The organism is Schumannella sp. 10F1B-5-1 (genome assembly GCF_006517535.1).
Taxonomy (GTDB): Bacteria; Actinomycetota; Actinomycetes; order Actinomycetales; family Microbacteriaceae; genus Schumannella.
The window spans coordinates 1-230 of sequence record NZ_VHQH01000161.1; the positions used below are offsets into that span (position 1 = coordinate 1).

Below are 230 nucleotides of genomic sequence, written 5' to 3' on the forward strand. Positions count from 1 at the left end.
GATCGACCGCGTCCACCGGATCGGGCAGGAGCTGCCGGTCACGGCGTGGCGCATCATCGCCGCCCAGACGATCGACGGGCGCATCGCCGAGCTGATCGACTCGAAGGCGGGCCTCGCGGCCCGTGCGCTCGACGGCGACACGACCGAAGCGACCGAGGGTTCGGTGCAGCTGGAGGCTCTCGTGGCGCTCCTGAGCGACGCCATCCGCGAGCTCTGACGCTCAACCATCC

The 230-nt window shown here is 70.9% G+C and carries 1 pseudogene; it reads left to right on the top strand.

From position 1 onward, the window contains the following. Nucleotides 1–217: pseudogene (locus FJ658_RS15295) on the top strand (ATP-dependent helicase); the annotation flags it as partial. Nucleotides 218–230: the final 13 nt, after the last annotated feature.